This window comes from Rheinheimera sp. WS51 (assembly GCF_050936095.1).
Classification (GTDB): Bacteria; Pseudomonadota; Gammaproteobacteria; order Enterobacterales; family Alteromonadaceae; genus Alishewanella.
In genome coordinates this window covers 52,991-76,811 of the sequence record NZ_JBOTRC010000009.1, presented here as the reverse complement: position 1 = coordinate 76,811, position 23,821 = coordinate 52,991, and the positions used below count along the sequence as shown (strand labels likewise).

Genomic DNA, 23,821 nt, shown 5'->3' with positions numbered 1-23,821 from the left:
TATGGCGATAAGGGTCCTAGTAGTTGATGATTCAAGTTTTTTTCGCCGTCGACTGACTGAGATCTTGGCGAAAGACCCATTAATTGAAGTTATCGATACGGCAATTAATGGGCGAGATGCCATTGATAAAGCAAAGTCATTGCAACCCGATGTTATTACTATGGATGTAGAAATGCCGGTACTTGACGGTATTTCTGCGGTACGAGAAATAATGCAATGGCAACGGATCCCTATTCTCATGTTCTCATCGCTAACCCATGAAGGAGCTAAAGCAACTTTTGATGCCTTAGATGCCGGTGCGGTGGATTTTTTACCGAAAAAATTTGAAGATATTGCACGAGACAAGGAAGAAGCGAGTCAGGTATTACGAGATCGCGTTAAAGCAGTTGCGCGAAAAAGACCTTTAGGCCGCACCACTTTTAACTCACTTGCCCCTAAGAGTGACTCGCTTAGCGCATCATCTATTAACACAACGCCAGTAAGCCGCAGCACAGGCTCTGCAGCTTCAGCCGCTACGACAAAATCTGAACTATTCCAACGACCACAACTCACTCAGCGTGTATCGGCATCCAGCCGGATTAAAAAATTTCAGGCCAGTGGTAAAAAGCATAAACTTATTGCAATAGGAACATCAACCGGTGGGCCAGTTGCTTTGCAGCGTATTCTAACCGCTTTACCTGTAGACTTCCCTTTACCTATAGTGCTTATTCAACATATGCCTGCGGCATTTACGGGCACCTTTTCTCAACGGTTAAATAGCTTAGCTAAAATCACGGTTAAAGAGGCTGAAGATGGTGATGTTTTGCAGCCAGGTGTTGCCTATTTAGCACCAGGTGGCAAGCAAATGCTGATTGAAGGATTGCCTAATCAAGCCCGTTTAAGAATTCGTGAAGATAATTCTGCAAGGATTACCTTTAAACCTAGTGTTGATATTACTTTTGCAACAGCTGCTAGGGTGTTTTCTGGTGACGTTTTGGCTATAGTTTTAACAGGCATGGGAGCCGATGGCCGTGAGGGAGCAAGAATGTTAAAGCAGCAAGGGGCACAAATATGGGCCCAAGATGAATCGAGCAGTGTGGTCTATGGCATGCCTCAGGCGATAGCTCAAGCAGGACTAATGGATGTTGAGGTAAGTTTAAATGATGTGTCAGCTCATCTAATGGTGGAACTAAATCATGGATAAACTAGCGTTTGCCGGATTTGCCGTAGCCATTATTGCTGTAGCGGGCGGTTTTGTAATGGAAGGGGGTAGCCTAACAACTTTATTGCATTTACCTGCTTTTTTTATCGTTGTCGGAGGCACTATTGGGGCTGTGATGCTACAAACACCCTCTGCTCAATTTAAGCAGGGTTTTAAAATGTTGCCCTGGGTGTTTTGGGCTCAGCCTAATAAAGTAGCGCATACGGCACAGCGTATCGTTAACTGGGGCACAGCAGCTAGAGGCAGTGGCTTCTTAGCCTTAGAAGATGATGCACTTTCAGAGCAAGATGAGTTTTTGCATCGAGGTTTAAATATGCTGGTAGATGGCGTAGAGCCAAGCGTATTGCAGGATACGCTTGATGCAGAATTAAGTTTAGAGCATGAGCGTTTAATGCGTGGTGCGAGCATTTTTGATGCTATGGGAGGTTATAGCCCAACAATCGGTATTATTGGCGCAGTGCTAGGCTTGATCCAAGCGTTAGCGCATATTTCAGAGCCTCAACTATTAGGTATGGGCATAGCAACAGCCTTTGTGGCTACAATTTATGGCGTAGGTTTTGCTAATTTTTTCTTTTTACCTATAGGAAAAAAATTAAAAAACTTAGTTGAACAACGCTCACTATATAACGAGCTTATTATCGAAGGTTTAGTGTCTATAGCTCATGGTGAAAATCCGTATAATATTGAGCGTAAGCTGGCCGCTTACCAGTTGGATTAAGCTATGTATCGTCGGCGTAGAAGTTATCAGCATGAGTCTGATCAAAATTTAGATCGCTGGTTAGTTTCTTATGCCGACTTTATGACGTTATTATTTGCTTTGTTTGTTGTGTTATACGCAATGTCTATTATCAAAGAAGAGCAATATAGCGTCTTAGCGCAAAGCCTAACTAGAATGTTTGATAAAGCAACAGATCCTGATACGGGGTTAACAGGACCAGGTTTATTGGTAGAAGCTGGGCCGCAAAGCGAAGTCGATTTATATGGTAGTTCGTTACAGCCTGCTAAAGGGCCAACTTTATTAGCTGATGCCAGTACCTTATCTGAAATTGATAATAAGCATTTAGGCAGCCCTTTGCAGTTTGTTGAGCAGCATTTAGTTAAAGCGTTAGATAACTTAATAGAGCAAGGTTTAACTAAGATAGAGCGTGAAGAAAACTGGCTAACCATAGAGTTAAATAGCGGTTTACTCTTTGCCAGTGGCAGTGCTACGGCAACCGATTCTGCAACAACATTATTATCTGAAATCACTAAGGTGATTAACCCTATTACCAATTATATTCGGGTTCGTGGTTACACCGATAATCAACCGATTAATAATGAATTATTTGCTTCAAATTGGCAGTTATCTGCTAGTCGTGCGGTGTCGGTATTACAAGTGCTTGAAAAATTAGGTACTACACCAGCTAGAATGGCAATTGAAGGCTTTGGTCAATACTATCCTTTTACTAACAATGACAGTGCCCAAGGCCGGGCTGAAAATCGTAAAGTTGTTATTGCTATTTCTCGTTATGGTTATCAAGAGCCTGAGCAGCCTATGATTGAAGCTGCTGAAGATGTAGAGTTACAACAAAAACTAGAACAAATAACCCAAGATGACGGCAGTATTAAAATAATTGCCTTACCAGGTGGGGGAATTCGAATTACAACTCGGCCTTTGCCTGCCCAAGAGTAAGGACAATAATGTGCAAATTTGGACGGTAGCGAATCAGAAAGGCGGTGTGGGTAAAACCACCACTGCGGTCAGTTTGGCGGGCTTACTCGCAGAGCGCGGCTTTAAGGTTTTATTAGTTGATACCGACCCTCATGCTTCTTTAACCTATTATTTTGGCATTGATGCCGAAGAGTTGGAAGTGAGTGTTTACGATATTTTTATTCGTGGTAATGAAGTAACAGCAGAGCAAATTTTACAATCATTGTGTCCAAGTGGTGTTAAAAACTTAGATATTTTACCCTCATCTATGTCGCTTTCTACTTTAGATCGCTCTTTGGGTACACGTGGTGGTATGGGCTTAATGTTGAAAAAAGCCTTACTAAAAATAGAAAAAGAATATGACTACGTGCTTATTGATTGTCCACCTGTAATGGGGGTGTTGATGGTTAATGCTATAGCGGCATGCGATAGATTAGTTATTCCTGTGCAAACGGAGTTTTTGGCGTTAAAAGGGCTAGATAGAATGATAGCCACGATTAAACTCATGTCTACATCGCAGAAGAAAAACTATCCTTACACTATAGTCGCTACTATGTATGATAAAAGAACTAATGCCTCTTTAGAAGCATATAAAGCCTTAAAAAACAGTTATGAAGACAAAGTATGGCCGTCGGTTGTTCCAATAGATACTAAGTTTCGTGATGCTAGCTTAGCGCATACGCCACCGAATGTGCATGCACCCGCTTCGCGAGGTGTATTTGCTTATAATACGTTACTGACTTATTTGTTACAGTTAGCGTCGGAGTAGCGGATGAGTAATTTAAATGCTAGTCATAAGGTTATGCAACACTACTTATCTGCTTTATTAACAGAAGAAGTTGCAAAGCCCGATTTATTAGCACAGCAGCAAAAGCAACAGCTCAATGAATTACTGTCGCAGGTCAGCCAGCCTAAGCCTGTAGCTAAAGCTACAGTAGTGCAAGAACAGCCTGAAGTTAAGGTACCAGTGGCAGAAACTCAGGTTGAGCAGTCTATAACAACTAAAACAGAGCTAAAACCGTCAGCTGAGCCAGTTAGCTCTAAGGTTCATTTAGAAAAAGAATACCGCCAAGGCCGTTTTCAAGCCCTGTTTTTTGAGTTAGCAGGTTTAAAGGTTGCAGTGCCTTTAAAAGAGCTAGGCGGCATTCATAAGCTAAGGCATGTAAATAGCTTGATAGGTAAACCAGAATGGTTTAAAGGTGTTATGCTCTATCGAGAGCAAAAAATAAATATAGTTGACACTGCACGCTGGGTAATGCCTGAAAAATATGATAAAAAAATGCAGCAACAGTTAGATTATCACTATGTCATAATGCTAGCGAACAGTAATTGGGGCATTTGCTGTGAATCATTAGTTAATACCTTTGTCCTTGAACAAGATGATGTACAGTGGCGACAAAGTGAAGGAAAGCGGCCTTGGATGGCAGGGGTAATTAAAGAGCATATGTGCGTGCTAGTCGATGTTGATGCGATGATTGACTTGCTAAACCGTGGGTTAGATATTTCATCGTAAGCAAATATATAAGTATTAAGGAGCGGTGTATGAGTACACTAGAAAAACAATCTAAGTCAAAAGGTGCTAGCGCTGATGAAGTGTTGCAATGGGTAACCTTTAAACTAGAGGAAGAAACCTACGGTATTAATGTTATGCAGGTACAAGAAGTGCTGCGCTATACTGAAATTGCTCCTGTACCCGGTTCGCCAGATTATGTCATTGGCATTATAAATTTGCGGGGCAATGTCGTCACTGTAATTGATACCTGTACTCGTTTTGGTTTAGCGCAAGGTGAAGTGACTGATAATACGCGTATTGTTATTATTGAAGCTGAAAAGCAAGTAATAGGTATTTTAGTTGATAGCGTAGCAGAAGTCGTTTATTTAAAGCAGTCTGAAATAGATACAGCACCCAATGTAGGGACTGATGAAAGTGCTCGCTTTATTCAAGGGGTTTCTAACCGAGACGATGAGTTACTAATTTTAGTTGATTTGAATAAGTTACTTACCGATGAAGAGTGGGAAGAGGTTGGCACTATCTAATGATGCTGCTTTGGCTTGTTATACTCACACAAACGCTATTACTTATTGCTTTAATTCTAAGGCTATATTTTATTCAGCGTAAAAGCCAGCTGCAGCTAGAACAGCTGCAGCAAGAGTTGCTATTGCTAAATGAAAAGCAACAAGAGGCCAACTTATTTGGCCATGAAATTACAGAATTGCGTACTGGTATTATTGGTGTGGGTCATAGAGTTATCAGTATGGAGTCAAACTTATCTGAGCAGCAGCAATTATTGCAGCAGCTTATGGATAAGCAACAGTCATTAGAGTTAGCGGATCCTGAAGCAAAAATTTATAGTAGAGCTATGAAAATGGTAGAGCTAGGGGCTGATATCGATGAAATTATCCGTGAATGTGAATTGCCACGCGCTGAAGCCGAATTGTTAATGAATTTACACCAAACCAAATCAAACTAGCTTACCTTAAGTTTTAATATCAACCCGTTGGTGAATATTATGCCAATTTTCGGGAAACTTGCCTTGTAATACATAGGAAAAAGCAATTAGTTCTGCAATAACAATATAAAGTTGCTGCGGAATTTCTTGGCCTAAACTTAGCTGATTTAACAGCTTACTTAATTCATCATCTTGGTGAATTAACACGCCATGCTCTTTAGCAAGAGCAATAATATCATCAGCTAATTCGCCTTGGCCTTTGGCTGTTACTGTGGGGGCCGCTTTACCTGAGTATTGCAACGCCGTGGCTGTTTTATGCTCAGTGGCTTTATCGCCGGTTGTACTTTCTGGCGTAAATTGTTGATATTTCTTCATCATTTTTTAAACCTTTCTGATAGTTTAAGCACTTTGGCCACTACACTCTTATGGTCACCAGGCTATTGGTTCTGGGCATTAGGCTTTGTGGGATCACCCCTAAAACACATTCTGCCTGATTAACTTCGATACCTTGGGCTTGGCAACGTTCTTTTAATAAGGGTAAAAAACGCTCAGTAACTTTTTGTGCTGCGACTTGCTCAGCATAAAATTGTAACTGTAATTCATCTTGCTGCAAGGTAGCAATGACCAACAATTTACCTAGTTTTTGTAAATCAAACTTCATGGTTAAACGCCACTGCTTTTGCTTGCTACCTGCTTCTTTGTTATTGGCTTCTCGTTGTTCAATGCTAATTTGATTTAAGACACTTTGCTGGCCTTGCTGCATGGGCAGCTGGAATACTAGCTGCTGATTACTATTAGGATCGACCATATTTAATTGGCTTTGTTGAATAACGCTGCTGTGACTGCTTAATTGACGAAGTAAGCCACTAGCTTGTGCTGGCTCTAGCTGACCTATAAGTGATGCTAGCCTTTGATTTGGAGAGGTATTACTCGCAGGCGCGGTGGCTTTTTGTTGTAAGTTACCCAGTAGTAATTGGATGGCTAAGGCTAAGGTACCGGCTCCGGTTTGTGGATTAGGCGTTGCTTGTAAAGGTTGAAATTGTAATAGCGCGCTAAGTTGCTGAGTTAACTGGTTTGTCGTTAATACTTTATTGCCATCAGGTTGGCCCTGGCGAACCAGAGACAAGACTTTACTCATTTCTGGCTCTAAGGCGTTATCAGCTAAAGGGTCAATATGTTGCGGCAATAATGGTAGTAACTGACGCCAGGCTTGTTGCACACTCTGTTGCAAGCTTTGTGCTGACATTACAGTGGTACTTACCGGTGCTGCACTAGCTGAACTTGGCGTGGCAGGCTTAGTGATAAGCTGCACCGCTAAGTTTAGCTTATCGGTAGCGACGCTAGCTGAGTCACTTAGAGGTAAGTTGCTAAGCTGTAATTGCCACTGATTGCCCTTGGGAGTAATTTGCACCTGATAATTGGCATTATTAAATACAGTTGCACCGGCTTGGCTTGGCTGATTGGGCAAGGTTAATAGTGCTAACTTGCCATAGCTTAACTGTTGGTTGTTTACTGTTACAGTAGGTGTTTGCTGATTAACGAGGTTACGCAGCAGTTGCTGAATTTTAATATGCTCTTGCGGATTTAAGTCGACTTTAACAAGCTGCTCTGCAGTCATGGTACTTAGCTGCTGTGAAATAGGTGGGCTCACAGCATTGGCTTGCCCTTGTTGCGTTACAGTTGGCATCAAGTGCAGTTGACTGTTGGCTGGTCTAATAATCAATTGCACTGGCATTTCTTTGCTATAGGTTGCAACTTGGCGTTGAATAGCTGCGCCTATAGCACGGCTAGAAGCCGAACTTAAAATAATGCTAGGTAATTTAGCAATATTCAAAATGATTTTATTGTTATTAATACTAATACTGGCATTGATAACGGCACCTGTTGCTTGATTTGACGCATTAACTAACACATTACTGATTTGCAGAGGGGCGATAGCGTTTGTATTTAGTTGGCTATCTTTTGGGCCTGCTTGATTTAAGAGGCTAGGGCTTAACGCTAAGGCAATTTGCTGGGCTTGCACCGGATTAATTGGCAAGTTAATTGTCGTTGCTGGTGCTTTAATGTTTAAGGTTAATTGACCATTGTTTTGACTGATAAACTCAACTTGAACCGGTAGTTTTTGTGCTTGGCTTTTATTATCAGAGTTGACGGGAGTTAACCCTGTAAAGCTTGTAGGTAAGGGGATCTGTAGCGGCCCTTGTTTAGTGGGCAATTGAACAAAAAAGCCACCATTACTAAGCTGTTGCAGTTGGGCTTGATATATTTGCGCCACTAATAGCTTAAGCGCAGGCTTATCAAGCGTTAAATTACTGGCTTGGCTTGGTATGGGTAAGTTTATTTCATTCATTATTTGCTCTTTTTCTTCCTTAAGTCAGGGCTGTCTCATTCGTATTATGGTCGCATTATGCTAATATGCGCGCAATTTACTTTGTCGTCGATAACTTTAGGTGTGCGCTCACTTGCTATCTTATCCCGTATCTACCGGCCAAATGTTGTTGCAAGCCACTGATCTTAGCTGTATTCGGCAAGACCGAGTGCTATTTGAACAGCTATCTCTTCAGTTGGCAGCTGGCGATTTATTACAGATTGCCGGTAAAAATGGCGCAGGTAAAAGCTCTTTATTGCGTTTATTAGCAAATCTTGCAACACCAACAGATGGTCAAGTGCATTATTTACAACATGCTTTGCCAAAAGCGGCGGCCGACTATGCTGCTAACTTATGTTATATCGGCCACCATAGTGGAATTCATGAGCATTTAACGGCGATTGAGAATATTTCTTTTTGGCGAGCCAGTATGGAGCTTGCTGCGGCAGATGATTATCAGCTTTTAGCTCAGTTAGGCTTAGCTGGTTTAGAAGATATTCCTTGTCGCATGCTCTCTGCTGGGCAACAACGCCGAGTGTCTTTAGCCAGATTATGGTTTACACCCAGCCAAATCTGGATTTTAGATGAGCCTTTTACGGCATTAGATCAAGCTGCCATTGGCTTATTGCAACAACATTTTTTAACGCATTTACAGCGCGGCGGTGGCATAATACTAACCACTCATCAGCCTTTAACGCTGGATTACCCTGCAATACGAAAATTGGAGTTAGCTTACAGATGGTGATGCTAGGCCATTTTATTCGTCGTGAATTGTGTTTATTAGCAAGGCAAAAAGCCGACTGGCTTAACCCAGTGCTGTTTTTTATTATTGTGCTGACTTTATTTCCGTTAGGGGTTGGCCCCGAGCCTAATTTATTACGGCAAATGGCGCCTGGTATTGTCTGGATAGCGGCGTTGTTAAGTGTGTTGCTAGCAGCAGAGCGTTTATTTAAAGACGATTATCGCAATGGTGTGGTTGAGCAATTAGTGGCAGCAAGACAGCCTATAATGAGTTTTGTGTTAGCAAAGTCGTTTACAAACTGGTTAAGCACTGGATTACCCTTAGTGTTGTTATCACCTTTAGTAGCATTATTATTAGGCTTAAACGGTGCGAGTTTAACGGCAATGTTTTTCACCTTAGCCTTAGGCACTCCCTTACTTAGCTTGCTAAGCGTATTAGGCGCAGCACTTACGCTTTCTGCCGAAAAAGGGGGCATTTTATTGGCACTCCTTATTTTACCCTTGTATATTCCGTTGTTAATTTTTGCTAGCGCCGCTATGGAAGCCGCCAGTATGGGGCTATCTTATCAAGGCCAGTTAGCAATAATTTTAGCAATGTTATTATTTAGTTTGGCGTTAGTCCCGTTTGCGGTGGCCAGCGCATTGAAAATAAATGTGAGTTAACATGTTTAAATGGTTACACCCTTATGCAAAACCTGAGACTGTTTATCATTTATGTGGTCGTTGGTTACCTTGGCTAATGCTATTGGCCTTAGCTACTTTGGCTTTAGGTAACATTTGGGGCTTAGCATTTACGCCACCAGATTATCAACAAGGCGATAGCTACCGTATTATTCACCTGCATGTGCCTGCAGCTATTATGTCTATGGGAACTTACTTCTATATGGCTGTAGCGGCTTTTATCGCTTTAGTCTGGCAGGTTAAAATAGCCCAGTGGTCAGTACTAGCAATAGCGCCTATTGGTGCTGTTTATACCGCAATTGCGCTAGTAACTGGGATGGCTTGGGGTAAGCCTATGTGGGGTACTTGGTGGGAGTGGGATGCACGTTTAACCTCTGAGCTTATTTTATTGTTTTTATATTTAGGCGTTATTGCCCTAAGCGGCGCTTTTTCCGATAGAGCTACAGGCAGTAAAGTGGCTTCATTACTAGCGGTAGTCGGTGTGATTAACTTGCCCATAATCCACTATTCGGTACAGTGGTGGAATACCCTACATCAAGGTGCGTCTATTACTAAGTTTGCTAAGCCTTCGATAGACCCAAGCATGTTGTGGCCATTATTAATTAGTATTTTAGGTTTTGCATTTTTTATGTTTGCTATGGTCTGTATGCGCTTACGCACGGCTATTTTACAAAATGAACAACATAGACCTTGGGTTAAGGCGCTGGTGAGGAAGTCATAATGTATTTTCAATCATGGGCAGAATTTTGGGCAATGGGTAATTATGGCTTTTATGTTTGGTTATCTTTTGGCTCTACTTATGCCATGTTGGCCGCTTTAGTGGTTTATAGCCGCTGGCAGCATAAACAGCTTAAACGTGAAATCGCAGCGCAAGCTGCTCGTGAACAACGCATCAAGCAGTACCAGGAGCAACAGAACTAATGCAGCCAAGACGACAGAAACGCTTATTAGCCATTGTGCTTATTGTGGGGTTAGTTACCGCTGCTGTAGGGGCTATGCTATATGCTCTACAGCAAAATATAGATTTGTTTTATACCCCGACGCAATTAATAGAAGGGTTAGGTAAAGATAAAGTGATCCCGCAGCCTGGGCAAAGGTTACGCATTGGCGGTATGGTTGTTGATGGCTCGGTAAAACGCGATCCTAATACACTAAAAGTACAGTTTGATGTAGTTGATACAGGCCCAAGCGTGACCATTATTTATCAAGGTATACTGCCAGACTTATTTCGCGAAGGCCAAGGTATTGTTGCTCAAGGTATTTTACAAGATAGTCGCACCATCATTGCCAGTGAAGTGTTAGCTAAACATGATGAAGAATATATGCCACCAGAAGTAGCAGAAGCGATGAAAGGCATTAAACATGTTCCACCGGTAAATAAGCCAGCCAATGGGAGCTACTAATGATTGTTGAGTCGGGCCAACTGGCTCTTAGCTTTGCCTTTGCCTTATCCATTGTTTTAGCTGTTGTTCCTTTTTACGGCAGTATTAGTGGTAATCAGCAAGCATTACTTAGTGCTAAACCCTTAGCGATAGCTATGTTTATTTTTAGTGCAATCGCAATGGCGGCTTTAGGTTACGCTTTTTATATTAGTGATTTTTCAGTAATTAATGTTGCTAGTAACTCCAGCTCGGTGCTGCCTTGGTATTATCGTTTAGCGGCGAGTTTTGGCTCTCATGAAGGCTCTATGCTGCTTTGGGTGCTAATGCTAACCGGCTGGACAGCATTAGTTGCTATTTTCTCTAAAGGCTTACCTTTATTTTTGCAAGGCCGTATTTTAGCCGTTCTTGGCTTAATAAATGTCGGTTTTATTGCCTTTTCTTTATTAATGTCTAATCCGTTTGAGCGTAGCCTACCGTTTTACCCGGTAGAAGGCCGTGATTTAAATCCTTTATTACAAGATTTTGGCATGATTTTACATCCGCCTATGCTGTATATGGGCTATGTAGGTTTTGCTGTGGCCTTTGCTTTTGCTATTGCCGCTTTAATGGGGGGCAAGTTTGATAGCGTTTGGGCTCGCTGGGTTAGACCTTGGGCGTTAGCAGCTTGGGTGTTTTTAACCTTAGGTATTATGTTAGGCAGTTGGTGGGCTTATAATGAGCTTGGCTGGGGCGGCTGGTGGTTTTGGGATCCGGTGGAAAATGCCTCTTTTATGCCTTGGTTAGCAGGTACGGCTTTAATTCATAGCTTAGCGGTAACTGAAAAACGCGGTACTTTTAAGTCATGGACGGTATTACTGGCCTTATCAGCATTTGCGTTAAGTTTAGTTGGAGCCTTTTTAGTTCGCTCTGGGGTTTTGGTTTCAGTGCATTCTTTTGCTACCGATCCGGGGCGAGGCTTATATTTATTAGTCTTCCTACTGATTGTTGTTGGCGGCTCATTATTACTTTATGGCTTACGAATGAGCGCAGTTCGCAGCCAAGCGCGCTATCAGCTTTTCTCTCGAGAAATGCTGCTATGGAGCAATAACATCTTTTTATTAACGGCCTGTTTAATTGTATTTTTAGGCACCTTATTTCCGTTATTTCACAAAGAATTGGGCTTAGGCTCTATCTCTATAGGTGAGCCTTTCTTTAATCAAATGTTTTATTACCTGACCATTCCCTTTGCCTTGTTGTTAGGCTTGGGGCCTTGGGTGCGTTGGAAACAGCAACAATTTATGTTGTTAATCAAGCCGCTTTCATTAGTTGCGATAGCGGCGGTGATGCTGGCGCTAACGGTTATGGTGACTATGCAAAGCCTGCAAGCTAATTTAGCATTACTTGGCTTATTGTTAGGTGCCTGGGTGGGAGTATCTGCCTTAGCTGAAGTCTTGTTGCGTTTACACAATTTTGGTTCTATTAAGCAAGGTTTAACTAAGCTTAATGCAAGTCATTACGGCATGACCATAGCGCATATTGGTTTTGCTGTGTTAATTGTTGGTGTTGTGATGACTAAAACCTACACTGAAGAGCGTGATGTGCGAATGCAAGTAGGCGATGTAACTTCAATCGCGGGATATGACTTTAAATTAACCGAAGTCTATGCCCTTAATGGCCCTAACTACGGGGGGCAGGCCGCTGAAATTGATGTTAGTACTAATGGCAATTATGTTACTCATTTACATGCTGAAAAACGTTTTTATCGTATTCAACGTATGGTGATGACCGAAGCGGCCGTGCATGCCCGTTTAAGCAGAGATTTATATATCTCTTTAGGTGAGGAATTACCTGGCAATGCGTGGGCATTACGCATACAGGTTAAACCTTTTATGCGTTGGGTTTGGTTAGGCGGTGTTTTAATGGCCGTAGGTGGCTTATTAGCGTTAGCCGATAAGCGTTACCGTAAAAAATCAAAGCGTAGAGGTAATAAGGAGCGAGTTAATGCGTAAGTTGTTCTTTTATTTGCCGCTAGCCTTATTTTTAGCATTAAGTTTATTTTTACTGAGCGGGTTATTTTCTAATCCGATGGAGCGTAGCTCGGTAACGGTAGGCAAGCCACTACCCGAATTTAGCCTGCCCGATTTAATGCGGCCTAAACTGCAGTGGAATGCTAAAAAGTTAAAAGGGGAAACTTTTTTACTTAATGTTTGGGGTACTTGGTGTCCAACCTGTAATGCTGAACTTGCCTATTTAACTGAGTTACGTCAGCAAGGAGTAAAAATAGTTGGTTTGTACTATGACTTACCAAAAGACCCAACCTTTGATGAGCCCTTTAACTTAGCCACTTTACAGCAAGAAGTTGCAGAGAAGCTTAGTCAACGCGGCAATCCATACCAATTTAATATCTTAGATGCTTCACGCACTTTATCATTAGATTTAGGGGTAAGTGGCGCACCAGAAACTTTTTTAGTAGATGCTGACGGTGTAGTGAGGTTGCATCATATAGGGGATATTAATCCACAAATATGGCGCAGCAAAATTGCGCCCTTATATCAGCAGTGGAGTGCTAAGCCGTGAAGTCATTACTAATGATATTATGCTGGCTATTCTTTGCTAGCGTTAGCCACGCTGAAGAGATTTTAACTTTTAATAATGGTGCTGAGCGGCAACTTTATCAGCAACTGACTGCTGAGTTGCGCTGTCCGCAATGTCAAAATCAAAATATTGCCGATTCTAATGCTGTTGTGGCGGTAGATATGCGCGAGAAAACCTTTCAGTTAATTCGTGAAGGTAAAAGCAGGCAGCAAATTCTAGATTATATGGTTAATCGCTATGGTGACTTTGCGCATTATCAACCACCAGTGAATAAACTAACGCTTTGGCTATGGGTCGCTCCTTTAGTCATGTTAATCGCCTTACTATTATTTGGCGCTTATAGACGTCAAGCAGCAAATAACTCGCAATCTTCAGCTGCTAGCGAGTCTTTACACACCTCATCGTTAGATAAGGCAAAAGATGCTGAGTTAGATAAGTTGATTGACCGTTACCGGAGTAAAAAATGATGATCTGGCCTTTAATAGCCGCAACTAGCCTAATGCTACTGATTTGTGTATTAGGTTTATTTTGGCCTCGGCAAAGTCGGCAGCAAAATTTATCTAACACCGCGCTATTTGAACAACGCTTGCAAGTATTAGCTTTAGCGCGTGATAACGGTGAACTAGCGGAATCTGATTTTGTGCAAGCGGCAAACGAATTAAAACAGCAATTTATTAGCGGCAATGATAAAGAAATTGCTGCTCAGACTAAAAAAAGCCACCTTTTACCTTGGATTATGCTTATTAGCATTATTGTTATAGTGTCAGCCGTGTATTCATTTAATGGTAATTATAGGCAATTACAGCAGTGGCAACAGGCGCAAGCGAATTTACAGAGTTATGGCGAGCGAGCTTTACTACAACAAGGCGAGCCTTTATCGACCGAAGAGGTCAGGCTATTTGGTTTAGCATTAAGAACTAAATTAGCTAAAGAGGGTGATGATGCTATAGCTTGGATGTTACTTGGTCGAATTTATTTGTCTCAAGGCATGCCAGAGCAAGCTGTTGATGCTTTTGAAAAAGCCTTGCAGTTAACTCCAGATCGGATCCCTGTGTTATTAAGTTATAGCCAAGCGTTAATTATTGTTGGTGATGAGCACAGCTTAGCGCTTGCGGGACGTGCTGTGGCTAGAATTTTGCTGCAAGAGCCTAAAAATAGTGATGCTTTATCCTTGATGGCGTTAATTGCCTATGAAAACGGCGATCTGGAAGAAGCTAAACAAGCTTGGACCGCTTTATTGGCAGAGCTAGAAACGGATGATCCGCGTTATCAGGCGGTGCAGCAACGCTTAAGTGAATTAGGGGTCGATGTTGATACTGCAACGCGGCGTATAACGGTAGATCTTTATGTTGATCCTGCCTTACAAGAAGCTAACCCTGATGCAACTTTGTTTTTATTTGCCAGAGCTAAAGAGGGACCGGCATTACCTTTAGCCGTGCAGCGTATTCCTCTAGTTGCTGGCCAGCAGCAGCTAGTGTTACAAGAATCAATGGCTATGCAACCAGGTTGGAGTTTAGCCAATGCTGATCAAATAGAGGTGGTTGCTAGAATGTCGTTATCAGGAACCGTTGAACAGCGTCCTGGCGATGTGCAAGTCGTCTCTGATACGTTGTCTTTTGAACAGCCGCACATTTCAATTAAGTTAACCCTGGAACCCTAATATGGCCAGATTAAAGCACTTTATTAGTAGTACTGCTATTTTATTAATGCTAGCTGGCTGTGCCAGTAATAGTGCACCAGAGCGTGCTGCTGAAGATGAGATAGCGACATCTTCTAGTCACAGTTATGCTGACAAGCGTGATCCGCTAGAAAGCTTTAACCGTGATATGTGGGATTTTAACTACGATGTGTTAGATCGCTATCTATTAAGACCCGCCACAGTAGGTTATATGACCTTAGTGCCTAAACCTGCTAGAAAAGGCTTAGTGAATGCCAGTAATAACTTGTCTGAGCCGGTTAACGTGTTAAACGGTGCCTTACAAGCAAAACCGAATAACACAGCGATTAGTGCAGCACGGTTTTTAGTAAACAGTACTTTGGGTATTTTTGGTATTTTTGATGTAGCCACTAAAATTGGCTTAGCTGAGCAAGATGAAGATTTTGATCAAACATTAGCTGTGTGGGGCGTTGGTGATGGGGCTTATTTGATGCTGCCGGGCCTAGGCCCTAATACTGCTCGTGGTGTTGTCGGTAAAGCTGGAGACTCACTGTATTCACCTTTGTCACTTTTAAGCATGCCATTAAGTGTGACTAAATATGTAATTAGCGCCTTAGATAGCCGTGAGCAATTAATGTCTATGGAGCAAATGTTGGATGAATCGCTGGATCCTTATGCTTTTGTAAAAGAGTCTTATTTCCAGCGTATATTATTTAAAATTTATGATGGCAATCCACCTAAGCAAGCAGAGCCAGAATTAGATGAAGACGCCTTTGATGATATTTTAGATGATTGGTAAAGCGAACAATCAGTTAGCTTATTATATCTAACCAAAAGCGACTTACTCAATTAAGTCGCTTTTTTGTTTAAGCTAATTTTCTCGGTTGCTGTTGTCGTTAATTATAGTTTTATAGTGATTTTTAAATGTTAACAATAGTTGGCATTGAATTGTAAAATCCATACAATGAAATAAGTTGTAGATGTATAAAGTATAAGGGCACTAAGTGAAGCTAGGGTTCGTTGGTATATTATTTTATTTTTTCACAGTACCCATATCGGCGGATGATAATTTAGCAAATGTGATTAGTGATTTTGATCAGCATTTTTTTGCTAAGCTAACCGAGGCTGGTATCCCTGGTGGCGCTTACGCTATTGTAAAAGGCGATAAAATTATTGCTACAGCGGGTTTTGGCGTGCGTCAATTAGGCTCAGAAGAGGCGGTTGACCCTTATACTGTCTTTCGTATTGCCTCAGTATCGAAAACCTTTGCCGCTGGCTTATCAACCATTTTAGCAGCAGAAGGTAACTTTACTTTAGATGACAAGCTAATTGATTACATACCTGACTTTTCTTTTAAATCTAAACGTTATAATAGTCAGCTAACATTAAATCATTTACTGTCACAAAGTACCGGTGTTATGCCCAATGCATATGACAACTTAATTGAAGCGGATGTGCCGCTGGATCGTATTTTACCTCAGTTTAGTAAGATTGATCCCTTATGTACTCCCGGTAAGTGTTACGGCTATCAAAATGTATTATTTAGTTTAATTGAACCTGTGATGTTGCAAACAACAGGACAAACTTATGCTGATTTAATTGAAAAGCGTATTTTTACACCTCTTAATTTGCCTACAGCTTCGGTAGGTATGGCCGGTTTTTTTAGTAGTGAAAACAGAGCAATGCCCCATGTTATGGCGCGCAAAGAATGGCATCCTGTTAAAGTGTCTGAAGATTATTATCACTTTTTACCGGCCGCAGGGGTTAATGCTAGTGCTGTAGATCTAGGCTATTGGCTAATTGCTCAGTTAGGTCATAATCCAACTGTTTTATCAGAGCCACTATTGGAGCAATTAACAACTAGGCGAATTAAAACTCGTCGTGATCTTCGCCGTAAGCAATGGAAGCCTTATCTTAAAGATGCTAATTACGGCTTAGGTTGGCGCTTATATCAATTTGGCGAAGACGAATTGGTATATCATGGTGGCTGGGTAAAAGGCTATAGAGCTGAAATTGCTTACTCAGCTGAGCATCAAGTTGGTGTGGCTATGTTGTTGAATGCTGAGTCTAACGTTATAAACGAGCTTGGCCCTTATTTTTGGCGGAGTATGTTAACGGCCTTGCACCTACAACAACCAAAGCATGGTAATAAAGCAGCTGAAATTGTTAATGCGCTAGTCCTAACACCAGAGTCAAATAGCCTAACCAAATAGTGATTTAAGCAGTATTACCATATGAAATTTTAGCTAATATGTGGCAAAAAACGGACTGTTTTAATCATATTGTCTTGAACATTAATCACTTCAAACGGATAGCCCGCTAACTTAATGCTTAAACGGCCCTGAGGGATCTCTTCTAGTAATTCTAATATTAGGCCGTTAAGTGTTTTCGGACCGTCTGTTGGCAGGCTTAGCTCCATCTCACGATTTAAATCACGAATATTAATACTGCCATCAATTAAAAACGAGCCGTCAGGCTGGGGCATAATATCTTCGTTGGTTTCTTCTGCAATATCGGTTGTGAATTCGCCAACAACTTCTTCTAAAATATCGGCTAGAGTAACTAACCCTTGGATATCGCCATACTCATCTACCACTAAACCTATGCGTTCTTTAGTACGTTGAAATTTAAGTAGCTGCGTGCTGAGCTGGGTTCCTTCAGGAATAAAGTAAATCTCATTTACTGCTCGTAATAAAGAGGCTTTTGTTAGTTGCTCTTTAATTGCTAAACGCATTAATTCTCGAGGGTGAACAAAACCTAAGGCATCATCAATATTATCGCGATAAAGTAAAATACGGCTATATTGAATATTCGCTAACTGGCGTTCTATATCTTTCCATTCATCATTAATATCAATCCCTATTACTTCATTGCGCGGGATCATAATATCTTCAACGGTAGCATTTTCTAAATCTAAAACACCCACTAGCATATTTTGGTGCTGTTCAGGAATTAATGCACCAGCTTCATGCACAACGGTACGCAGCTCTTGGGCGCTTAAGCTATTGCCTTGATGGTTTTCTGGGCTAATACGGAATAACATTAAAATGCTGTTAGTAATGCAATTAACTAGCCATACAAGTGGGTAAAATATCGTTAATAAAGGCTTTAATAACACTGAGCTGGGAAAGGCAATGCGTTCAGGGTGAAGAGCCGCTATAGTTTTAGGCGTTACTTCAGCAAAAACTAAAACAATTAATGTTAATACTACAGTAGCAATAGCAATACCAGCATCGCCATAAAGTCGCATACCTATAATAGTTGCAATAGCTGAAGCGGCAATATTAACTAAGTTATTGCCAATTAAAATAAGGCCAATTAAGCGATCAGGTCGCTTAAGAAGTTTGCTAACACGAATAGCCCCTTTATTATTTTCGTTTGTTAAATGCTTCAAACGATAAGGATTTACAGACATCATGCCGGTTTCTGATCCTGAGAAATAGGCAGATATGAAAATAAGCACGCCAAGAATAATAAATAACGTACTTGTTGCTATGTCGTCCAAAAGTTAAACACCTATATAACCAAAGCCCCTATTTTTAAAGTGGGGCCTATGAGTTAAAAAAATTAAAATTTATCTAATAGTACTTCGCGAACAAAGCGACTACCAAAGTAGGCTAATGTTAGCAGTAAACTGCCACTAATTGTTAGCATATTTGCTGTTTTTCCACGCCAGCCTTGGCAGGCGTGTCCCCAACATAACAGGGCAAATACTAAAAATGCAATAAAGCTTAGCACGTTTTTATGTAGGTTATCTTTTGCTAACCAATTATCCATAAAGAGTGCACCAGATAATAGCGCTAAGCCTAACAAAATAGTACCGGTTAATAATAATCTAAATTGTAATTTTTCGGCATACACTAAAGGGGGCATATGGCGACTAACGGCAGTGAAATCTTTGCGTTTTAATTTATTGCTAATATAGGTAACTTGAAGCGAATACAACATAGCCATAACTAATACTGCATAAGCAATAAAAGCTAAGAAAATATGGGTTAATAAACTAAGGTGCTGCTCAAAATGCTGTATTTGGCTATATTGCGGCGTCACTAAGGTAGCTAATTGCACTAAACTGGCAAAACCATAAACAACGGGAAGCAATAAAATAGTGGGCGTGCGTAACGCTATCACCGTTATTGCAACGGTAATTAGCCAGCAAATCAACGAAATAACATTAAGCAAACTAAAGTTTTGGCCATCTGCTGTAAACAATAGTGCGGTTAATGCCAGCATATGTAGCACTATGGCTAGGCTTGCTGCAGAAAAGGTAGTTTTAAAGTGAGGCCCAGCAGGATGAAAAATACGCAATGACACCGACGCGGTTGCTACTAGATAAGCAACTAAAGCCAGTGCGCTGAGCAATACCGTTGACATGTGCATTAATCCCTCTTATTTCGTCAGTTCATTATTGTAGGGTATCTTGGCATTTAAACACAGTGTTCACTCTGAGTCTTTATCAGCCAAGTTAAAATTAGAAATATAATACGAGTATTTGATAACGGCTGATTCTTGTCCTCGTCTGAGGTATAATCGGTCATATTATCAGTGTTGAGTATAATAGCATGTTTGAAAACCTCTCTGACAGATTAAGCCGAAGCTTAAAAAATATTACCGGTCGCGGTCGTCTGACTGAAGACAATATTAAAGAAACCTTACGCGAAGTGCGTATGGCCCTGCTTGAGGCCGACGTTGCTTTGCCTGTAGTGCGTGACTTTGTTGCTAATGTTAAGCAGCGTTCAGTAGGTTTAGAAGTAAGTAAAAGTTTAACGCCAGGCCAAGAGTTTCTAAAAATAGTGCAAAAAGCACTTGAAGAAGCCATGGGCGACGCTAATGAAGAGCTTGCTTTAAATACCCAGCCGCCAGCGGTTGTAATGGTAGCGGGTTTGCAAGGGGCGGGTAAAACCACCTCAGTGGCTAAGTTAGCAAAATATTTAACTGAACGTAAAAAGAAAAAGGTGCTAGTGGTTTCAGCCGACGTCTATCGTCCTGCGGCAATAAAACAGCTAGAAACTTTAGCAAATGATATTAAGGTTGAATTTTTCCCAAGCGACATCTCACAAAAACCAGTTGATATTGTTAATGCGGCTATTGGCCATGCTCGAGTGCGTCAGTTTGATGTTCTTTTGGTGGATACTGCAGGTCGTCTGCATGTTGATAGTGACATGATGGATGAAATTAAAGCCTTACATGCAGCCGTTAAGCCAATTGAAACCCTGTTTGTGGTTGATGCCATGACAGGTCAAGATGCGGCTAATACAGCAAAAGCCTTTAACGATGCGTTGCCATTAACGGGTGTAGTATTAACTAAAGCCGATGGTGATGCCCGTGGTGGTGCGGCTTTATCTATTCGTCATATTACCGGTAAACCAATTAAGTTTATTGGTATGGGCGAGAAAACAGACGCTTTAGAGCCGTTTTACCCTGACCGTATCGCTTCTCGTATTCTTGGCATGGGTGACATGCTGGGTTTAATTGAAGAACTTGAGCTAAAAGTTGATAAAGAAAAGTCAGCTAAAATGGCTAAAAAACTGATGAAGGGCAAAGGCTTTTCATTAGAAGATTTTCGTGATCAACTGGTTCAAATGCGCAGCATGGGCGGCATGATGTCGATGCTAGATAAGCTACCAGGCATGAAGAACCTACCAGCAGGTGCCATGGATCAAATGGGTGATAAACAATTTATCAAGATGGAAGCCATTATTAACTCTATGACGCCTAAAGAGCGTAATTATCCTGATTTATTAAAAGGCTCTCGTAAAAAGCGTATAGCTGCTGGCTCTGGTACCCAAGTGCAAGATATTAATCAGTTATTAAAGCAGTTTATGCAAATGCAGAAAATGATGAAAAAAATGTCTGGCAAAGGCGGTATGATGAAAATGATGCGTAGCATGGGCGGTAAGTTACCACCAGGTATGCTGCCTCCGCGTTAAAGCTAATCGCAGCTTAGTCAAAGCCTTGTCACAGACAAGGCTTTGTTGTTTTATTCGGCCAGTAATTGCTCTATTGCTTTGGTTATACTGCTAGGTTTAGTTCTGGGCGCATAACGCTTAATAACATCGCCTTGTTTATTAACTAAAAACTTGGTGAAGTTCCACTTTATAGCGCGGGTGAATAACACCCCAGGTGCTTGGCGTTTTAAATAATCAAATAAAGGCGCAGCATTAGGACCGTTTACGTCAATTTTTGCCATAACTGCAAAGCTGACACCATAATTACGTTGGCAAAACTGTTGGATCTCAGTATTGCTGTTAGGCTCTTGCTTACCAAACTGGTTACAGGGAAAGGCTAAAATAACTAAGCCTTTATCTTGATATTCTTGATGCAGCTTTTCTAGCTCTGCGTATTGCGAGGTAAAACCACACTCGCTGGCGGTATTAATAATTAATAACACTTTATTAGTAAACTGACTTAAGTCTAGGCTATTGCCATGGCCATCGTTGACAGTAAATTGATGTATTCTCGCCATAGACGACTCCTTGTTATTTATAAAATTGCTAGGCTGCTTACTTGCGAAAGTATTGCTTGGTTAGTTGCAAACTAGGTACTTACTTATTGCCAGATTACGCTAGAATAAAGCCAATCAATTTAGGCAAAGAAAACTGAAGATCTTGCTTAACAGCTTTGCAATTAGGCAGATTAATTTGTAAGCTCTGCGCCACAGTGTGTCACAGTTTTAAGTCTAAATTATGTCAAATAATGCAAATGAACAAAGTAAGCGGGTTGCCTTTATAGGTTTAGGGGTTATGGGATACCCAATGGCTGGTTTTTTACAGCAAAAGGGTTATCAGGTGACGGTATATAATCGTACAACAGCTAAGGCAAAGCAGTGGGCGACTGAATATAACGGCGCCTGGGCAGAAACGCCTGCTATGGCTGTAAAAGAAGCCGCATTGGTTTTTATGTGCGTGGGTAATGATAACGATGTGCGCTCGGTAGTTTATGGCGAGCAGAGCGTATTAGCCGGTATGCAAACTGGCAGTGTGTTGATTGATCATACAACCGCTTCGGCTGAATTAGCCAGAGAATTAGCTGCAGCGGCCAAACAGCAAGGCATTGGCTTTTTAGATGCGCCGGTTTCAGGTGGCCAAGCGGGTGCTGAAAAAGGAATTTTAACTGTGATGATTGGCGGCGAAGATGCCGATATGGCTAAGGCAGAGCCCGCTATTCAATGTTATGCTCGCTGCGCTAAGTTGTTAGGGCCTGTTGGCTCTGGGCAACTAGCTAAAATGGTTAATCAAATTTGTATTGCCGGTGTCGTGCAAGGCTTAGCTGAAGGCTTAAATTTTGCGCAAAATGCCGGCTTAGATGCCGCCGCCGTAGTCGAGGTGATATCGCAAGGTGCTGCTCAGTCTTGGCAAATGCAAAATCGTTCTCTTACTATGTTAAAAGGCGAATATGATTTTGGTTTCGCCGTTGATTGGATGCGTAAAGACTTAGGGATCGCCTTAACTGAAGCGCGTAATAATGGCAGCCATTTGCCATTAACAGCCTTAGTTGACCAGTTTTATAGTGAAGTGCAACAAATGGGTGGCAATCGCTGGGACACCTCAAGTTTATTAGCGCGCTTAAAGCGGTAAGCAACAATAAAAAATGCCGCTCACCTTAAGTGAACGGCATTAGGCATTAAGCCAGCTTTTCTTTATTACATTTAGCTAGATAGCTATCGAGGATAACCATCTAGGATAGCAATGTTAGCATTAGCTAAACTGCATTTCTGGAATGTCGCCATTTATCACTAATTTACCCGCTGTTTTTTGTTGAATTTCTTCAACTGAAATACCAGGAGCCCGTTCTAATAAATGAAAGGCACCATCACGTACTTCTAACACGGCTAAGTCTGTGACAATTTTTTTAACACAGCCTACGCCGGTTAGCGGCAAAGTACAGTCAGTTAATAGTTTACTGTTACCGTGCTTATCTGCATGAGTCATAGTGACAATAATATTTTGGGCACCGGCTACTAAATCCATAGCGCCGCCCATGCCTTTAACTAGCTTGCCTGGTATCATCCAGCTAGCAATATTACCATTTTGGTCAACTTCAAAGGCACCTAATACCGTTAAATCAACATGGCCGCCACGGATCATGGCAAAGCTTTCAGCTGAATTAAAAATTGCCGCGCCTTTAACGGCTGTCACAGTTTCTTTACCGGCATTAATCATGTCAGCATCGATTTCATCTTCAGTAGGGTATTGTCCCATACCTAATAAACCGTTTTCAGATTGCAGCATGACTTCAATACCTTTAGGTACATAGTTTGCTACTAAAGTTGGGATACCTATCCCTAAATTGACGTAATAACCATCTTGTAGTTCTTGTGCTACGCGCATGGCAACTTGTTCACGAGATATAGCCATTGTTGCCTCCTTAAGCTTGACGAACTGTACGACGTTCAATGCGTTTTTCAAAGTTACCTTTGATAACACGTTGTACGTAAATACCTGGGGTATGAATTTGTGATGGCTCTAATTCACCCGGCTCAACAATTTCTTCTACTTCAGCGACGGTAATTTTGCCTGCTGTAGCTGCCATAGGGTTAAAGTTCATTGACGTATGGCGAAACATTAAATTGCCATAACGGTCTGCTTTCCAGGCACGTACAATAGCAAAGTCGCCTTGAATAGACTCTTCGAGTACATAGTTACGGCCATTAATTTCACGGGTTTCTTTACCTTCTGCAACAGGTGTTCCGTAACCTGTAGCGGTAAAAAAGGCAGGAATACCAGCACCAGCAGCACGCATTTTTTCAGCTAAGGTACCTTGAGGCGTTAGCTCGACTTCTAATTCACCGTTAAGCAGTTGCTTTTCAAATAAGGCATTTTCACCAACATAAGACGCAACCATTTTTTTTATTTGTTTATCTTCAAGTAAAATACCCAAACCAAAGCCATCCACACCACAGTTATTTGAAACGACGGTTAAGTTTTTGGTAGCCATTTTTTTTATTTGGGCAATCAAGCCCTCAGGAATACCACATAAACCAAAGCCACCAGCAATAACGGTCATGCCGTCCTGCAAGCCTGCCATGGCTTCCTCGTAGCTTGATACGACCTTATTAAACCCTGCCATTTGTTATC

The 23,821-nt window shown here is 41.5% G+C and carries 27 protein-coding genes; 20 read left to right on the top strand and 7 right to left on the bottom strand.

The genetic code is table 11. The features are described from left to right. The first annotated feature begins 1 nt into the window (after position 1). From ACRCA4_RS11230 to ACRCA4_RS11200, 7 genes are read left to right on the top strand one after another with little or no spacing between them, the layout of a single operon-like run. Positions 2 to 1,183 carry a protein-glutamate methylesterase/protein-glutamine glutaminase gene (locus ACRCA4_RS11230; RefSeq protein WP_433188390.1) on the top strand — a complete coding sequence of 394 codons (1,182 nt, stop codon included), beginning with the start codon at positions 2 to 4 and terminating at the stop codon, positions 1,181 to 1,183. Next, entirely contained in the window at positions 1,176 to 1,919 is a 744-nt protein-coding gene (locus tag ACRCA4_RS11225; RefSeq protein ID WP_433188387.1) for a flagellar motor protein, read from the top strand. The genes ACRCA4_RS11230 and ACRCA4_RS11225 overlap by 8 nt, the downstream gene beginning before the upstream one ends. Positions 1,920 to 1,922: 3 nt before the next feature. Then, positions 1,923 to 2,873 (top strand): flagellar motor protein MotB, encoded by a 951-nt coding sequence (locus tag ACRCA4_RS11220; RefSeq protein WP_433188384.1) that lies wholly within the window; start codon positions 1,923 to 1,925, stop codon positions 2,871 to 2,873. A 10-nt stretch (positions 2,874 to 2,883) separates the two neighbouring features. Beyond that, positions 2,884 to 3,660 carry a ParA family protein gene (locus ACRCA4_RS11215; protein WP_433188381.1) on the top strand — a complete coding sequence of 259 codons (777 nt, stop codon included), beginning with the start codon at positions 2,884 to 2,886 and terminating at the stop codon, positions 3,658 to 3,660. 3 nt (positions 3,661 to 3,663) lie between these two features. After that, positions 3,664 to 4,404 carry a chemotaxis protein CheW gene (locus ACRCA4_RS11210; protein WP_433188378.1) on the top strand — a complete coding sequence of 247 codons (741 nt, stop codon included), beginning with the start codon at positions 3,664 to 3,666 and terminating at the stop codon, positions 4,402 to 4,404. A gap of 29 nt (positions 4,405 to 4,433) precedes the next feature. Further along, a complete protein-coding gene (locus tag ACRCA4_RS11205) occupies positions 4,434 to 4,928 on the top strand; it encodes a chemotaxis protein CheW (RefSeq protein WP_433188375.1) in 495 nt (164 codons plus the stop codon). Continuing rightward, positions 4,928 to 5,362 (top strand): DUF2802 domain-containing protein, encoded by a 435-nt coding sequence (locus tag ACRCA4_RS11200; protein WP_433188372.1) that lies wholly within the window; start codon positions 4,928 to 4,930, stop codon positions 5,360 to 5,362. Before ACRCA4_RS11205 ends, ACRCA4_RS11200 begins: the two co-directional genes overlap by 1 nt. Positions 5,363 to 5,368: 6 nt before the next feature. Here ACRCA4_RS11200 and ACRCA4_RS11195 read toward each other — a convergent pair whose 3' ends face one another. Both ACRCA4_RS11195 and ACRCA4_RS11190 read right to left on the bottom strand, forming a co-directional pair. Then, positions 5,369 to 5,719 (bottom strand): EscU/YscU/HrcU family type III secretion system export apparatus switch protein, encoded by a 351-nt coding sequence (locus tag ACRCA4_RS11195; RefSeq protein ID WP_433188370.1) that lies wholly within the window; start codon positions 5,717 to 5,719, stop codon positions 5,369 to 5,371. Positions 5,720 to 5,756: 37 nt separating this feature from the next. Continuing rightward, on the bottom strand, positions 5,757 to 7,691 hold the full coding sequence (locus tag ACRCA4_RS11190; RefSeq protein WP_433188367.1) for a flagellar hook-length control protein FliK: 1,935 nt from the start codon (positions 7,689 to 7,691) through the stop codon (positions 5,757 to 5,759). 112 nt (positions 7,692 to 7,803) lie between these two features. Between ACRCA4_RS11190 and ccmA the strand changes: the two genes are divergently transcribed. The 11 genes from ccmA to ACRCA4_RS11135 all read left to right on the top strand — a co-directional run bounded on the left by ccmA (position 7,804) and on the right by ACRCA4_RS11135 (position 16,957). Continuing rightward, positions 7,804 to 8,454, top strand: a complete 651-nt coding sequence (ccmA, locus tag ACRCA4_RS11185) for a cytochrome c biogenesis heme-transporting ATPase CcmA (RefSeq protein WP_433188364.1) — start codon at positions 7,804 to 7,806, stop codon at positions 8,452 to 8,454. After that, positions 8,448 to 9,113 carry a heme exporter protein CcmB gene (gene ccmB / locus ACRCA4_RS11180; protein ID WP_433188361.1) on the top strand — a complete coding sequence of 222 codons (666 nt, stop codon included), beginning with the start codon at positions 8,448 to 8,450 and terminating at the stop codon, positions 9,111 to 9,113. The genes ccmA and ccmB overlap by 7 nt, the downstream gene beginning before the upstream one ends. A gap of 1 nt (position 9,114) precedes the next feature. Beyond that, positions 9,115 to 9,852: a heme ABC transporter permease gene (locus ACRCA4_RS11175; protein WP_433188358.1), complete on the top strand. Its 738-nt coding sequence runs from the start codon at positions 9,115 to 9,117 to the stop codon at positions 9,850 to 9,852. Next, complete coding sequence (gene ccmD / locus ACRCA4_RS11170) at positions 9,852 to 10,052, top strand: heme exporter protein CcmD (protein WP_433188355.1); 201 nt, start codon at positions 9,852 to 9,854, stop codon at positions 10,050 to 10,052. The genes ACRCA4_RS11175 and ccmD overlap by 1 nt, the downstream gene beginning before the upstream one ends. Further along, entirely contained in the window at positions 10,052 to 10,534 is a 483-nt protein-coding gene (gene ccmE / locus ACRCA4_RS11165) for a cytochrome c maturation protein CcmE (protein ID WP_433188352.1), read from the top strand. Before ccmD ends, ccmE begins: the two co-directional genes overlap by 1 nt. Then, on the top strand, positions 10,534 to 12,501 hold the full coding sequence (locus ACRCA4_RS11160; RefSeq protein ID WP_433188348.1) for a heme lyase CcmF/NrfE family subunit: 1,968 nt from the start codon (positions 10,534 to 10,536) through the stop codon (positions 12,499 to 12,501). The genes ccmE and ACRCA4_RS11160 overlap by 1 nt, the downstream gene beginning before the upstream one ends. After that, positions 12,494 to 13,069 (top strand): redoxin family protein, encoded by a 576-nt coding sequence (locus tag ACRCA4_RS11155; RefSeq protein ID WP_433188345.1) that lies wholly within the window; start codon positions 12,494 to 12,496, stop codon positions 13,067 to 13,069. Before ACRCA4_RS11160 ends, ACRCA4_RS11155 begins: the two co-directional genes overlap by 8 nt. Further along, on the top strand, positions 13,066 to 13,554 hold the full coding sequence (locus ACRCA4_RS11150; protein WP_433188342.1) for a cytochrome c-type biogenesis protein: 489 nt from the start codon (positions 13,066 to 13,068) through the stop codon (positions 13,552 to 13,554). The genes ACRCA4_RS11155 and ACRCA4_RS11150 overlap by 4 nt, the downstream gene beginning before the upstream one ends. After that, positions 13,551 to 14,747 carry a c-type cytochrome biogenesis protein CcmI gene (ccmI, locus tag ACRCA4_RS11145; RefSeq protein ID WP_433188340.1) on the top strand — a complete coding sequence of 399 codons (1,197 nt, stop codon included), beginning with the start codon at positions 13,551 to 13,553 and terminating at the stop codon, positions 14,745 to 14,747. Before ACRCA4_RS11150 ends, ccmI begins: the two co-directional genes overlap by 4 nt. A gap of 1 nt (position 14,748) precedes the next feature. After that, positions 14,749 to 15,543, top strand: coding sequence for an MlaA family lipoprotein (locus ACRCA4_RS11140; protein WP_433188337.1), 795 nt, complete (start codon positions 14,749 to 14,751; stop codon positions 15,541 to 15,543). A 205-nt stretch (positions 15,544 to 15,748) separates the two neighbouring features. Beyond that, positions 15,749 to 16,957, top strand: a complete 1,209-nt coding sequence (locus ACRCA4_RS11135) for a serine hydrolase domain-containing protein (RefSeq protein WP_433188334.1) — start codon at positions 15,749 to 15,751, stop codon at positions 16,955 to 16,957. A gap of 29 nt (positions 16,958 to 16,986) precedes the next feature. Here ACRCA4_RS11135 and ACRCA4_RS11130 read toward each other — a convergent pair whose 3' ends face one another. Next, positions 16,987 to 18,249 carry an HlyC/CorC family transporter gene (locus tag ACRCA4_RS11130; RefSeq protein WP_433188331.1) on the bottom strand — a complete coding sequence of 421 codons (1,263 nt, stop codon included), beginning with the start codon at positions 18,247 to 18,249 and terminating at the stop codon, positions 16,987 to 16,989. Between the two features lie 62 nt (positions 18,250 to 18,311). Beyond that, positions 18,312 to 19,124, bottom strand: a complete 813-nt coding sequence (locus ACRCA4_RS11125; protein ID WP_433188328.1) for a cytochrome C assembly family protein — start codon at positions 19,122 to 19,124, stop codon at positions 18,312 to 18,314. A gap of 182 nt (positions 19,125 to 19,306) precedes the next feature. Between ACRCA4_RS11125 and ffh the strand changes: the two genes are divergently transcribed. Beyond that, on the top strand, positions 19,307 to 20,674 hold the full coding sequence (gene ffh / locus ACRCA4_RS11120) for a signal recognition particle protein (RefSeq protein ID WP_433188326.1): 1,368 nt from the start codon (positions 19,307 to 19,309) through the stop codon (positions 20,672 to 20,674). Positions 20,675 to 20,724: 50 nt separating this feature from the next. On the opposite strand, the gene ACRCA4_RS11115 is transcribed toward ffh, so the two are convergent. Then, positions 20,725 to 21,210, bottom strand: a complete 486-nt coding sequence (locus ACRCA4_RS11115; protein WP_433188323.1) for a glutathione peroxidase — start codon at positions 21,208 to 21,210, stop codon at positions 20,725 to 20,727. A gap of 220 nt (positions 21,211 to 21,430) precedes the next feature. On the opposite strand from ACRCA4_RS11115, the gene ACRCA4_RS11110 reads away from it, so the two are divergent. Next, the gene (locus ACRCA4_RS11110; protein WP_433188320.1) at positions 21,431 to 22,321 is read left to right on the top strand and encodes an NAD(P)-dependent oxidoreductase; all 891 of its coding nucleotides are present in this window, start codon (positions 21,431 to 21,433) and stop codon (positions 22,319 to 22,321) included. A 120-nt stretch (positions 22,322 to 22,441) separates the two neighbouring features. Here ACRCA4_RS11110 and ACRCA4_RS11105 read toward each other — a convergent pair whose 3' ends face one another. Further along, entirely contained in the window at positions 22,442 to 23,101 is a 660-nt protein-coding gene (locus ACRCA4_RS11105; protein WP_433188318.1) for a CoA transferase subunit B, read from the bottom strand. A 10-nt stretch (positions 23,102 to 23,111) separates the two neighbouring features. Next, positions 23,112 to 23,813 carry a CoA transferase subunit A gene (locus tag ACRCA4_RS11100; RefSeq protein ID WP_433188315.1) on the bottom strand — a complete coding sequence of 234 codons (702 nt, stop codon included), beginning with the start codon at positions 23,811 to 23,813 and terminating at the stop codon, positions 23,112 to 23,114. Between the last annotated feature and the right edge of the window lie 8 nt (positions 23,814 to 23,821).

Excerpts from the sequence above, each read along its gene's own strand:
- ACRCA4_RS11230 (WP_433188390.1), top strand. The coding sequence starts at position 2 with ATGGCGATAAGGGTCCTAGTAGTTGATGATTCAAGTTTTTTTCGCCGT.
- ACRCA4_RS11225 (WP_433188387.1), top strand. The coding sequence starts at position 1,176 with ATGGATAAACTAGCGTTTGCCGGATTTGCCGTAGCCATTATTGCTGTA.
- ACRCA4_RS11220 (WP_433188384.1), top strand. The coding sequence starts at position 1,923 with ATGTATCGTCGGCGTAGAAGTTATCAGCATGAGTCTGATCAAAATTTA.
- ACRCA4_RS11210 (WP_433188378.1), top strand. The coding sequence starts at position 3,664 with ATGAGTAATTTAAATGCTAGTCATAAGGTTATGCAACACTACTTATCT.
- ACRCA4_RS11205 (WP_433188375.1), top strand. The coding sequence starts at position 4,434 with ATGAGTACACTAGAAAAACAATCTAAGTCAAAAGGTGCTAGCGCTGAT.
- ACRCA4_RS11200 (WP_433188372.1), top strand. The coding sequence starts at position 4,928 with ATGATGCTGCTTTGGCTTGTTATACTCACACAAACGCTATTACTTATT.
- ACRCA4_RS11195 (WP_433188370.1), bottom strand. The coding sequence starts at position 5,719 with ATGATGAAGAAATATCAACAATTTACGCCAGAAAGTACAACCGGCGAT.
- ACRCA4_RS11190 (WP_433188367.1), bottom strand. The coding sequence starts at position 7,691 with ATGAATGAAATAAACTTACCCATACCAAGCCAAGCCAGTAATTTAACG.
- ccmB (WP_433188361.1), top strand. The coding sequence starts at position 8,448 with ATGGTGATGCTAGGCCATTTTATTCGTCGTGAATTGTGTTTATTAGCA.
- ACRCA4_RS11175 (WP_433188358.1), top strand. The coding sequence starts at position 9,115 with ATGTTTAAATGGTTACACCCTTATGCAAAACCTGAGACTGTTTATCAT.
- ccmD (WP_433188355.1), top strand. The coding sequence starts at position 9,852 with ATGTATTTTCAATCATGGGCAGAATTTTGGGCAATGGGTAATTATGGC.
- ccmE (WP_433188352.1), top strand. The coding sequence starts at position 10,052 with ATGCAGCCAAGACGACAGAAACGCTTATTAGCCATTGTGCTTATTGTG.
- ACRCA4_RS11160 (WP_433188348.1), top strand. The coding sequence starts at position 10,534 with ATGATTGTTGAGTCGGGCCAACTGGCTCTTAGCTTTGCCTTTGCCTTA.
- ACRCA4_RS11155 (WP_433188345.1), top strand. The coding sequence starts at position 12,494 with ATGCGTAAGTTGTTCTTTTATTTGCCGCTAGCCTTATTTTTAGCATTA.
- ccmI (WP_433188340.1), top strand. The coding sequence starts at position 13,551 with ATGATGATCTGGCCTTTAATAGCCGCAACTAGCCTAATGCTACTGATT.
- ACRCA4_RS11140 (WP_433188337.1), top strand. The coding sequence starts at position 14,749 with ATGGCCAGATTAAAGCACTTTATTAGTAGTACTGCTATTTTATTAATG.
- ACRCA4_RS11125 (WP_433188328.1), bottom strand. The coding sequence starts at position 19,124 with ATGCACATGTCAACGGTATTGCTCAGCGCACTGGCTTTAGTTGCTTAT.
- ffh (WP_433188326.1), top strand. The coding sequence starts at position 19,307 with ATGTTTGAAAACCTCTCTGACAGATTAAGCCGAAGCTTAAAAAATATT.
- ACRCA4_RS11115 (WP_433188323.1), bottom strand. The coding sequence starts at position 21,210 with ATGGCGAGAATACATCAATTTACTGTCAACGATGGCCATGGCAATAGC.
- ACRCA4_RS11110 (WP_433188320.1), top strand. The coding sequence starts at position 21,431 with ATGTCAAATAATGCAAATGAACAAAGTAAGCGGGTTGCCTTTATAGGT.
- ACRCA4_RS11105 (WP_433188318.1), bottom strand. The coding sequence starts at position 23,101 with ATGGCTATATCTCGTGAACAAGTTGCCATGCGCGTAGCACAAGAACTA.
- ACRCA4_RS11100 (WP_433188315.1), bottom strand. The coding sequence starts at position 23,813 with ATGGCAGGGTTTAATAAGGTCGTATCAAGCTACGAGGAAGCCATGGCA.